The sequence below is a fragment of the Kitasatospora sp. NPDC058406 genome (assembly GCF_042722765.1).
GTDB lineage: Bacteria > Actinomycetota > Actinomycetes > Streptomycetales > Streptomycetaceae > Kitasatospora.
The window spans coordinates 5,156-12,845 of sequence record NZ_JBHXKE010000250.1 but is presented as its reverse complement, the minus strand read 5'-3'; the positions used below and the strand labels follow the sequence as shown (position 1 = coordinate 12,845).

6 protein-coding genes are annotated in these 7,690 nt (G+C 72.0%); 2 read left to right on the top strand and 4 right to left on the bottom strand.

Annotated features, from left to right (window positions below):
• Positions 1–189 precede the first annotated feature (189 nt).
• Together ACFWOG_RS33860 and ACFWOG_RS33855 are read right to left on the bottom strand one after the other, a co-directional pair.
• Positions 190–846, bottom strand: a complete 657-nt coding sequence (locus ACFWOG_RS33860) for a TetR family transcriptional regulator (RefSeq protein WP_380363042.1) — start codon at positions 844–846, stop codon at positions 190–192.
• Positions 847–854: 8 nt separating this feature from the next.
• On the bottom strand, positions 855–2,477 hold the full coding sequence (locus tag ACFWOG_RS33855) for an MFS transporter (protein WP_329948147.1): 1,623 nt from the start codon (positions 2,475–2,477) through the stop codon (positions 855–857).
• Between the two features lie 308 nt (positions 2,478–2,785).
• Between ACFWOG_RS33855 and ACFWOG_RS33850 the strand changes: the two genes are divergently transcribed.
• On the top strand, positions 2,786–3,451 hold the full coding sequence (locus tag ACFWOG_RS33850; protein ID WP_329948148.1) for a hypothetical protein: 666 nt from the start codon (positions 2,786–2,788) through the stop codon (positions 3,449–3,451).
• Here ACFWOG_RS33850 and ACFWOG_RS33845 read toward each other — a convergent pair.
• Complete coding sequence (locus ACFWOG_RS33845; protein WP_329879716.1) at positions 3,422–4,096, bottom strand: hemolysin III family protein; 675 nt, start codon at positions 4,094–4,096, stop codon at positions 3,422–3,424. The genes ACFWOG_RS33850 and ACFWOG_RS33845 overlap by 30 nt on opposite strands.
• Before the next feature lie 281 nt (positions 4,097–4,377).
• Between ACFWOG_RS33845 and ACFWOG_RS33840 the strand changes: the two genes are divergently transcribed.
• Positions 4,378–6,219 (top strand): phosphoenolpyruvate carboxykinase (GTP), encoded by a 1,842-nt coding sequence (locus tag ACFWOG_RS33840; RefSeq protein WP_329879717.1) that lies wholly within the window; start codon positions 4,378–4,380, stop codon positions 6,217–6,219.
• Between the two features lie 200 nt (positions 6,220–6,419).
• Here the strand turns inward: ACFWOG_RS33840 and ACFWOG_RS33835 are convergent, their stop codons facing one another.
• A complete protein-coding gene (locus tag ACFWOG_RS33835) occupies positions 6,420–7,634 on the bottom strand; it encodes a pyridoxal phosphate-dependent aminotransferase (RefSeq protein ID WP_329879718.1) in 1,215 nt (404 codons plus the stop codon).
• Positions 7,635–7,690 lie beyond the last annotated feature (56 nt).

Genomic DNA, 7,690 nt, shown 5'->3' with positions numbered 1-7,690 from the left:
GCCCCCGCCGGCCCTGCGCTACCCGGCGTTCCGGGCCGCGGGCCCGGCTTGGGGCGGGCGGGGGGGCCCCGGCCGGGCCTCCCCCCGCCCCGCGGCGCCGGGGCCCGCCACGCCGCCGGGCCCCCCCCCCAGGTCCGGGCCCGTCCGGACCCTGTCGCGGGTTCGGGCGCCTGCCGTACGTCCGGGCGCCTAGAGCTCGGTGAAGCCGCTCTCCATGATCGCGAAGGCGCGGTCGACCAGCTCGGCCATGTCCTCGGTGCCGCCGCTCTCGGCCCAGCGCAGGACGGCCTCCGTGGTGGCCGCGCCGAGCGAGGCGGCGGTGATCCGCATCGCGAAGGTCGGCTCCTGGACACCGGCCCGCCGCATCAGCACGGTGAGGTAGAGCTGCTGCGGGTCGTTGGCGGTGTCGCGCATCCGGGCCCTCAGCGCGGGGACTTCGGTGACCAGCCGCATCCGGACAAGGAGTTCCTCGCGCTCGTCCCGGACCAGTGTGCGGATCAGCCCGGTGAGGGCCTCCCGGCAGGAGCGCAGGAACGGTTCGTCAGTGGGCCGTGCCAGCAGGGCGGCGATCATCGCCGGGTCGTACTCGTCGGTGAGGACGACGTCCTCCTTGGTGGCGAAGTACCGGAAGAAGGTCGACTGCGAGACCTCGGCGGCGTCCGCGATCCGGTCCACCGTGGTGTTCTCGTAGCCCAGTTCGGCGAAGAGCCGGTACGCCTCGCGGCGGATCGCCCGGCGGGTCTTCAGCTTCTTCCGCTCGCGCAGCGACAGCGGCGCCGCCGGCATCGCCTGGACCGGATCGTCCGGGCCCGCCGGGGGTGCCGCTGTCGGCTGCGCTGCGCTCATACCTTCGATTATCCGTGATCGGCCGCGGGCGCGGCGGACGGTCCGGGACCGGTGCCGGGGCCGTCGGCGGCGGGCTCACCGGTGACCGCTCCGCCGACGGAGGGCTCGGCGGGCCCGGTGGGCTCGACGGACGGCATCCGGAGGGCGACCAGAACCGCCGACAGCACCGCGACCACCCCGGCGGTCAGCAGCACCGCCGTCATCCCGTGGACGTAGGCGGCGTGCGCGGAGGCGGCCAGTGACGGGTCCCCGGTGGAGGCGGCGACGGCGTCGGCGGCCACCACCGACTGCCCGGCCCGGTCCGCGGCGCCCGCCGGGAGCCCGGTGGTGTCCAGCGCTCCCCGGTACGAGCCGGCCAGCAGGCTGCCGAAGAGCGCGACCCCGATCGCCCCGCCCACCTGACGGAAGGTCTGGAGCAGCCCCGAACCGACGCCGGCCCGGGCGGGCGGCAGGGTGAGCAGCGCGGTGGCCTGGGCGGTGATGATCGACAGGCCCATGCCGAACCCGAGCAGGACCAGCCAGACCGCCGCCGGGCCGTAACCGTCGGAGGCGTCCGTCCGGCTGCCGATCAGCAGGGCTCCGGCCAGGACGGCCAGCCCGGCGGTGATCACCGGCCGGTGGCCGGTCCGGGCGACCAGCTTGTCGCTGAACCGGGCCGCCACCATCAGGCCGAGCATCATCGGCATCAGCCGCAGGCCGGTGCCGAAGGCGTCGGCGCCGAGCACGCTCTGGAAGTAGAGGGGCAGCACGAAGAAGGCTCCGTACAGCACCAGGGAGACCAGGGTCGCGGCCACCACCGACCAGCGGAAGGTGCGGTCGGCGAGCAGGGTGAGGTCGAGCATCGGGTCGGGCCGGCGCCGGCTGCGCCGCACCAGCGCGGTGAGCGCGACCAGCGAGCCGCCGATCGTGCCGAGGACCAGGGGGTCGGACCAGCCGCGCTCGGGGCCCTCGATGATGCCGTAGGTGAGCGCCGCCAGGCCGCCGGCGCCGAGCAGGGTGCCGAGCAGGTCGATCCGGGGTGCGGCGGGGTTGCGGGTCTCCGGCAGCAGGATCAGGCAGGCGGTGATGCCGATCGCGACCAGCGGGAGGTTGACCACGAAGATCGCGCCCCACCAGAAGTGCTGGAGCAGGAAGCCGCCGATCAGCGGACCGAGCGGGGTGCCGACGGCGAGGGCGGCGGCCAGGACCGCGGTGGCGCGGCGTTGCTCGGCGGCCGGGAAGATCCCGGGGATCACCGCCATGGACATCGGCATCACCAGCGCGCCGGCCAGGCCCATCGCGGCGCGCGCGGCGATCAGCGTGCCAGGGCTGTCGGCGAGCATGCCGACGGCGGAGGAGAGGCCGAACAGCGCGAGGCCCAGGGTGAGGACGAGGCGTCGGCCGAAGCGGTCGCCGATCAGCCCGGCGGGGAGCATCGCCGCGGCGAAGACCACGCTGTAGGAGTCGACGATCCACTGCTGCTGCCCGGTGGTGGCCTCCAACTGGGAGGCCAGGGTGGGCAATGCCACGTTGAGGACCGTCATGTCGAAGCTGATCACCAGGACGCTGAGGGCGACGGCGACGAGCGCGAGCCAGCGCCGCGGGTCGGGCCCGGGCGGGGCCGGGGCCCGGTCGGTGGGCGGGGTGGTCACGGACAACCTCCGGAGACCTGGAAGATGGTCGCTGTCAAATGACAGTAACCTCCAAAAGATGGCTCCCGTCAATGTCGGCCTCGGGTGGTCGTGCCGTCACGCTCCGTGATGTGTCCTGGAAGTGCGCGTTCCGCACATGGAATTGACGCAACGTTGATCTGTCGTTCGCCGCTTTCGGGCGGTTTCGGGTGACTGACGGTAGATAGGATGTGGCGGTCGGTCAGTGCGGGCCGATGCGTGCCGAGAGCGGAGAAGGGGTGGGGCGGCAGGAGCCGACCACGAGCCCGGCGCAGGAAGGGGAAGCCGAAATGGCTGGTCGGAAGTCGGGTGCCCAGATCTGGGGTGCCGCAGTGGTGGTGGGCTCGGCGCTGGCGGTGGTCGCGGCCTACCTGATCAACGGCGCCGCGCTGGTGCTGGCGGTCGCCGGGGTCGAGGTGCTGCTGCTGATGGTGTACGTCGGGCTGCGCTGGCAGCTGCTCCACCGGGCGGCCGAGCCGGGTGGACGGCCCCCGGCGCGCGGTCACCGGACGGCCGGCGGCAGTCCGGACGCCGCGCACTGCGAGCGCTGCCGGCGGGCCCGCGAGGCGATCGACGCGCGGCAGGCCGAGCGGCTCCGGCGGACTCTGCCGGGCCCGGGGCGCGAGCCCGCGGCGCCCGGCCGCCCGGTCCGCGAGCGCCGGTCGTACGAGCGTTCGGCCGGCCACCACCGGCCGGTGCGCGGAAGCCAGCCGCCGCACGACGCCCGCGGTGCGCACGACCCCCGCGGGGTACATGACCCCCGCGGGTCGCACGGCCCCGACGCGCGCGGCCCCGAGTCACGGGGGCACGAGTCCCGTGGTCACGAGACCGCGGTGACGCACGACCGCCCGGTCCGCGAGTGGACGGCCGAACGGGCGGCCGCCCGGTCCGCGGACCGGCCGACCGCCCGTCACGGGGCGCCGGGTTCAGCCGGCCGCGCTGTAGGCCGCCAGTGAGATCCCGACGTACTGCGTGATGAAGGCCCCGAGGGTGAAGGCGTGGAACACCTCGTGGAAGCCGAAGCGGCCCGGTGACGGATCGGGCCGCTTGAGCCCGTACACCACGCCGCCGACGCTGTAGAGCACGCCGCCGACGATCATCAGCACCAGGACGGCGACTCCGCCGGTGCGCAGGAAGTCGGGCAGGTAGAACGCGGCGGCCCAGCCCAGCGCGAGGTACACCGGCGTGTACAGCCAGCGCGGCGCGCCGACCCAGAACACCCGGAACGCGATCCCGGCGAGCGCCCCGCCCCAGACCGCCCAGAGCAGCAACTGCCGGTCGGCGCCGTCCAGCAGCAGGATGGTGAAGGGGGTGTAGGTGCCCGCGATGATCAGGAAGATGTTCGCGTGGTCCAGCCGGCGCAGGACCGCGTCGCCGCGCGGCCCCCAGGTGAAGCGGTGGTACACCGCGCTCACCCCGAAGAGCAGCCAGGCGCTGACCGAGTAGATCGCGCACGCGATCCTGGCGGGGCCCGGTTCGGCCAGGCAGATCAGCACGATCCCGGCGGCCACCGCGGCAGGGAACATTCCGGCGTGCAGCCAGCCGCGCCATGTCGGCTTGGGCTCGACACGCTCCGTGCTCTCCAGGAGCTCAGCAGTCATGTCCGCATGCTACCCGCTACCTACGGCTCCGTAGGTTACTGACGCGTAGGAAGTGTCGGCCGTCACTAGTTGGACGTTTTGGAGTATTCGAAGTCGGGGTGGCGGGACTCCGCACCCGCCGAAGGTGCTCGACTACTGGCCAGTAATTATCCTTACTGTAGTAAAAAATGCGCCAACTTTGCCTCCTTGCCGTATTCGGGGCCCGGACCCGGAGCTACGCTGCAATCACCCTCAAACCCCGCTACGCCATCTCCCCGCCGGGATGGCGTGAAGGAGCGATCGTGTCGAACGAGAACTCGGCTGCTCTCAGCGCCGCGCCCACCCGCCACCAGCGTCTGCTGGCCTGGGTGAGCGAGATCGCGGAGCTCACCCAGCCGGACCGCGTCGAGTGGTGCGACGGTTCGGACGAGGAGTACCAGCGCCTCGCGGACCTGCTGGTCGCCCAGGGCACCTTCAAGAAGCTCAACGAGGACAAGCGCCCCAACTCCTACTACGCCGCCTCGGACCCCACGGACGTGGCGCGCGTGGAGGACCGCACCTACATCTGCTCCGAGCAGGAGAAGGACGCCGGTCCGACCAACAACTGGAAGGCCCCCGCCGAGATGCGGGAGATCTTCCAGGGCGAGAACGGTCTGTTCCGCGGCGCGATGAAGGGCCGCACGATGTACGTCGTGCCCTTCTCGATGGGCCCGGTCGGCTCCCCGCTCGCCGCGTACGGCGTCGAGATCACCGACTCCGCCTACGTCGCGGTCTCGATGCGCGTGATGACCCGCATGGGCCGGGCCGTGCTGGACCAGCTCGGCGAGGACGGCGACTTCGTCAAGGCCGTGCACACCGTCGGTGCCCCGCTCGCCGAGGGACAGGCGGACGTCCCGTGGCCGTGCAGCTCCACCAAGTTCATCTCGCACTTCCCGGAGGCCAGGGAGATCTGGTCGTTCGGCTCCGGCTACGGCGGCAACGCCCTGCTCGGCAAGAAGTGCTACGCGCTGCGCATCGCCTCGACCATGGCCCGTGACGAGGGCTGGCTGGCCGAGCACATGCTCATCCTGAAGCTCACCCCGCCGGCCGGCCCCACGGGCGAGTCGGAGGTCAAGTACGTCGCGGCGGCCTTCCCGTCGGCGTGCGGCAAGACCAACCTCGCGATGCTCCAGCCCACCATCCCGGGCTGGAAGGTCGAGACGATCGGCGACGACATCGCCTGGATGCGCTTCGGCGCCGACGGCCGTCTGCGCGCCATCAACCCGGAGGCCGGCTTCTTCGGCGTCGCGCCCGGCACCGGTGTCGACACCAACGCCAACGCGATCGACACCCTCTGGGGCAACACGGTCTTCACCAACGTCGCGCTCACCGACGACGGCGACGTCTGGTGGGAGGGCCTCACCGACGAGAAGCCGGCCCACCTCACCGACTGGCGCGGTGACGACTGGACGCCGGAGTCCGGCACCCCGGCCGCCCACCCGAACGCCCGCTTCGCCGTCCCGGCCGCGCAGTGCCCGACCATCGCCCCCGAGTGGGAGGACCCGGCGGGTGTGCCGATCTCGGCCATCCTGTTCGGCGGTCGCCGCGCCACCGCCGTCCCGCTGGTGACCGAGTCCTTCGGCTGGCAGCACGGCGTCTTCCTGGGCGCCAACATCGCCTCCGAGAAGACCGCGGCCGCCGAGGGCACCGTCGGCGAGCTGCGTCGCGACCCGTTCGCGATGCTGCCCTTCTGCGGCTACAACATGGGCGACTACTTCGCCCACTGGCTGAAGGTCGGCGCCGAGGCGGACGCCGCCAAGCTGCCGAAGATCTACTACGTGAACTGGTTCCGCAAGAACGGCGCGGGCAAGTTCGTCTGGCCCGGCTACGGCGAGAACAGCCGCGTGCTCAAGTGGATCGTCGAGCGGCTGGAGGGCACCGGCGACGGTGTCGAGACGCCGATCGGCGTGCTGCCGACCGTCGAGTCCTTCGACCTCGCCGGCCTGGAGCTGTCGAAGGAGGACCTCGACCTGCTCTTCACCGTCGACGCCGACATCTGGCGCCAGGAGGCCGCGCTCGTCCCGGCCCACCTGGAACTGTTCGGCGACCACACGCCCACCGAGCTGTGGGACGAGTACCGAGACCTTGTCGCCCGCCTCGGCTGAGCCTGAGCCTCAGTAAGGCGAGTAAGTGGTCGGTGCGTGGCACGAATCGCGCACCGACGAGCGACAGGACGGCCGGAGCCCCGCCGGACGATCTTTCCCCGACCAAGGAGATCGTCCGGACCGGGACTCCGGCCGTAGCGCTTTTCCCGCCCGCGCCCGGCCCGCGCCCGGCCTGCGGTCCCGTCCGCGCCCGGCCTGCGTCAGGGCTGCGCGTAGCCGCCGAGGAAGGTGCCGATCCGGGTGACGGCGTCGGTGATCTCCTCCGGACGCGGCAGGGTGACCAGCCGGAAGTGGTCCGGCTCCGGCCAGTTGAAGCCGGTGCCCTGGACCAGCAGGATCCGCTCGGCCCGCAGCAGGTCGAGCACCATCTGGGCGTCGTCCTTGATCTTGTAGACCTTCGGGTCCAGCCGGGGGAAGGCGTAGAGCGCCCCCTTCGGCTTGACGCAGCTGACCCCGGGGATGTCGTTGAGCAGCCGGTAGGCGGCGTCGCGGGACTCCAGCAGACGGCCGCCGGGCAGCACCAGGTCCTTGATCGACTGCCGGCCGCCGAGCGCCGCGGCCACCGCGTGCTGGGCCGGCATGTTGGCGCAGAGCCGCATCGAGGCGAGCACGGTCAGGCCCTCGACGTAGCTGCGGGCGCGGTGGCGGTCGCCGGAGAGCACCATCCAGCCGGAGCGGAAGCCCGCGACCCGGTAGGACTTGGACATGCCGTTGAAGGTGACGCAGAACAGGTCGGGGGCCAGGGTGGCCAGCGGGATGTGCTCGGCGTCGTCGTAGAGGATCTTGTCGTAGATCTCGTCCGCGTAGATCACCAGCTGGTGCCGGCGGGCGATCTCGACCAGCCCCTCCAGCACCTCGCGCGGGTAGACCGCGCCGGTCGGGTTGTTGGGGTTGATGACGACCATCGCCCTGGTCCGGTCGGTCACCTTGGCCTCGACGTCGGCGAGGTCCGGGTACCACTCGGACTGCTCGTCGCAGCGGTAGTGCACGGCGGTGCCGCCGGCCAGCGAGACGGAGGCCGTCCAGAGCGGGTAGTCCGGGGCGGGGACGAGCACCTCGTCGCCGTCGTCCAGCAGGGCGGTCATGGCCAGCTGGATGAGTTCGGAGACGCCGTTGCCGAGGAAGACGTCCTCGACGTCCAGCCCGTGCAGGCCGCGCTCCTCGTAGTGCATGACCACGGCGCGGCGGGCCGAGAGCAGCCCCTTGGAGTCGCCGTAGCCGTGCGCGGAGGAGAGGTTGCGCAGGATGTCCTGGAGGATCTCCGGGGGCGCGTCGAAGCCGAACAGCGCGGGATTGCCGGTGTTGAGCTTCAGGATGCGGTGGCCCTGCTCCTCCAGCCGCATCGCCTCGTCGAGCACCGGGCCGCGGATGTCGTAGCAGACGTTGGCGAGCTTGCTGGACTGGATGACCTGCATGCCTGCCTACTTTAGGGGCAGAACCGGGCGGTCCGGCGCGTGTCGTGGGCCTGTCT

Bases quoted from the DNA above. Each gene is read 5' to 3' on its own strand.
- ACFWOG_RS33860 (WP_380363042.1), bottom strand. From the start codon at position 846: ATGAGCGCAGCGCAGCCGACAGCGGCACCCCCGGCGGGCCCGGACGAT.
- ACFWOG_RS33850 (WP_329948148.1), top strand. From the start codon at position 2,786: ATGGCTGGTCGGAAGTCGGGTGCCCAGATCTGGGGTGCCGCAGTGGTG.
- ACFWOG_RS33845 (WP_329879716.1), bottom strand. From the start codon at position 4,096: ATGACTGCTGAGCTCCTGGAGAGCACGGAGCGTGTCGAGCCCAAGCCG.
- ACFWOG_RS33835 (WP_329879718.1), bottom strand. From the start codon at position 7,634: ATGCAGGTCATCCAGTCCAGCAAGCTCGCCAACGTCTGCTACGACATC.